The 3,219-nt window shown below is 42.6% G+C and carries 1 pseudogene; it reads right to left on the bottom strand.

Annotation, left to right across the window (positions count from 1 at the left end):
• Positions 1-877 precede the first annotated feature (877 nt).
• Positions 878-2,198, bottom strand: a pseudogene (locus QUA54_RS33870) (IS4 family transposase).
• Positions 2,199-3,219 lie beyond the last annotated feature (1,021 nt).

Genomic DNA, 3,219 nt, shown 5'->3' with positions numbered 1-3,219 from the left:
TCAATTTGAGTACAACTTTCAACCTTCACTCCAGGCAAGTCTAATATATAGTCCAAATAAAAGTCCATGAGAACAAATGTATTTTTTGTTACATTATACACCATAAAGTCAGGAGAGCCAGGCGTATAGAAACCGGATTTGGTATAACTTTGTATCGCGGTTTTCAGGTGTCCCAAGGTACACAAGGGTTGGTAGCTCAAATTTTTACTACAAACCAATTTTATTGGGGTTGTGCGATCGGACTTAATAGGAAACTAAAACTCATCACTAATTCCCCATTACCCATTCCCCATTCCATTGATTCACGCTCCAAAAGTCAAGGATACACTGATAGCTGTTTTTTTCCTAATATCCTAGATAACTCAAGGACTTACGCAGGCACTCTACATATAGCGTGTCTGTGCTTGTGCGATCGCTACTAATTGATCTGTTACTCAAAAATTGTTCGGGATGGATAGAGAGGTGCGATCGCACAAGCACAAATTAACATTGAGCGAGCCCCGGAGCATGAAACGCTGACGAAAAAGCCGATCGTATTGCACAATTGACTCGTTAGAAGGCGATTGCTGCGATAATACTTGTTCGACATCTGAACCATGTCTAAATATGTCATTAACTATGTATATTATTGCAAAGATTTACTGACCAGTCAAACCAACGACACTTTAAAATTTTTAGGCTAACATTTAGAATAATTTAGCCATAATACTATCAACCGTTACTGAAAAAATTCAGAATTAATACCCAACCTATTGTGGCATAACCTGAAATGAGACATCACAGAATATGCTGAGGTATCCCTAGTTTTTGAGGACGAGGGTATTAGACAAAAGATACGAGCAAAATATCGAATTAGTCAGCAGCCATTGGTGACAAGTTAAGGCTCAAAGCCAGTTGTCAAGGGTATTTTCGGCAGTGGCTCAAAGAAAAATGGTTCTCCACGTAGGGTGGCATCCGGAAAGGGAGCGATAATCAATTTTAACTTGGGTTTTCGTTGAGATTTGACAATCCCTAAATCTCGATTTTCCTAGCTAGGCAAAATACTTCACGGGGTCAGCAGATAATCCCTTGTGATGAGCCACTTGAAAATGATACAGACCTCGATAAATCATCTCCAAAGAAATGCTCTCAAATTCTAGGGACATCTCGTCAGCCACGGCATCTCCTAAATCTACCAAAAGACCATAAAACAGCCAAGTTCCCCAAATCTGTAACTTGATGCCATTCAGGGAACCCGTCCATAAATAACTGAGTCCTAACAGCCGTTTTACTACGTTAAATGCCTCTTCAATCCGCCAGCGCCGTCGGTACAAATCCGCCACCACATAGGGCGGGAGAATGGCTGGGTTGAGTACGGAGGTCAGGTAAGAATGCCAGGTGTTCCCCGAACGCACTTCTATCAAACGTAAGGTGATAAATGGAGTCTTTTTCGTTCCCGAACCCAGACGCACTCGGCGGTATCGCAGACTATAGCTGTTGGTCAACACTGCCTCGACTTGTATCGTCGCTCGTTTTTTGAGTCGGGTAATTAAATCCACGCCTTGTTCTCTCAATTGATGCCAAAATTGAAAGTGATAAAACCCTCTATCTAGTAGCAGTAAGGTCTGGGGTTTGACTAATGCTAACAGGTCTTTCTCCCAGGAGGTGTCCGAGGCTCTGGGATTTTCGTCAAATCCAATCTCGATAGGCAAGCGGGTAATTAAATCGATGACCACTGTCATCTTTCCGGCTAATGGACCTTTGGGGAGAGTTTCTAAACTTTTGAGTTTCCGAAATAGAGCTTCTAGGGTTGAACTGTCGGCAATCCAAATCTGCTCAAAGCAGCGACGGGCAAACTGTGTACTTTCTGGTTCAAGACGGCGAGTTCGTGAGCACCAAGCCTGTCTCAGATGGGGCAACAATTCTTTGAAAACTCTCTCGAATAACTCGGCCGGAAAGGTCAAAAATCTTTGAGAAAGAGCTTGTTGACTTACCTGTGTGGGGGGACACCATAACAAACCTTCTCTTCCTAAGATGCGGCTTAATTCTCTGACTCCTGCCACATCTCGCCACAGTAGAGTCAGGAGCGCTGCCACCATCAATGGTAGGTTGAGTATTCGGTCTCTCAGCCCCAGTCGGCGGTAGTAATTTTCTTGAGCGGTAATGGCGGGCGTGACCAAGGCTTCGAGTTGGGCAGCGACCACTTCGTCTTCGACCATCGGTCGTTGGCTCTTCTTAGCATGGTCTCTATTAGTTTTTCGGGTTCGGCTCATGGGGACTCACCGGGGCCTTATGACTGATCCATTCTGAGTTTCACACGTTTGATCTTGTAAAGAAAGTCCCTCTTGACGAGCGAGCGCTCTTCTTAACTTGTCACCAATGGTCAGCAGCCCATATAGTAAAAGAGCACAGACTATTACCAGGAATAGGGTTTATAAATTGTATATCAACCAAAAAAGCGGTGGATTTTAGGTAATAAATTACCGGATTTAGCGCCTTTGTGATGATGGTAAAAGCCATCTATAATACGTTGCTGATATGTTAGATGGTTTGGTCAACAGCCAACATATTTCTTTCGCCCAAGTGCTTATGAATAGCTGGTATGCGTCCCAAAAACTGATAGCAAAATTGACAGTTTGGGAAATATTTACTATTGCCGATAGAAAAAAATCGTTTAGTACATGACACCGGAGGAGTATCCAAGTATAAATAAATAACTAAAAAAAATCGAGAGGACATCACAAGAAATCCAGTCAGGAAAACCTGGGGGGTGACAAAGAGGTCTAGGAGATAGACCGAATCAGGGTTGCAGCCCGCATACCTTGTTGATAAAAGCGGCGTTTATTTCGAGTTAACTTCATTAACTGTTCCACCTCCAAAGAATATTGTTCGAGATAATTAACCCACTTTTATCCATCTAAGCCAATACCAAATGTACTCCGTCTTCGATATCTTTTTTTAGGTTGTTGACGCCGACATACATCTTTTTATACTTGCTTTTTCCGAAGAGAGGTGCATTCTAATATGGCCGAACTGTAGGCGAGTGTCACGAGCAGAATCATGTTAATCAGTCGGTTTCCTTTTAAGCTAGTTCCTTCCCGATCGTAGCCTTTTGTTTTACAATCTCTAAAAATTTCTTCAATGCCCATTCGTTGCTTATAAGCCAATACGGTTTACTTAAGGCTTGGGAGGCTTTAAGATTTTAAAAATAGGAGGATTAGTTTTTATTCCAGTACCTCT

This window comes from Microcoleus sp. MOSTC5 (genome assembly GCF_036701825.1).
Classification (GTDB): Bacteria; Cyanobacteriota; Cyanobacteriia; order Cyanobacteriales; family Microcoleaceae; genus Microcoleus; species Microcoleus asticus.
The sequence above is the reverse complement of the archived record's forward strand: the minus strand, read 5'-3'. Positions and strand labels throughout refer to the sequence as shown.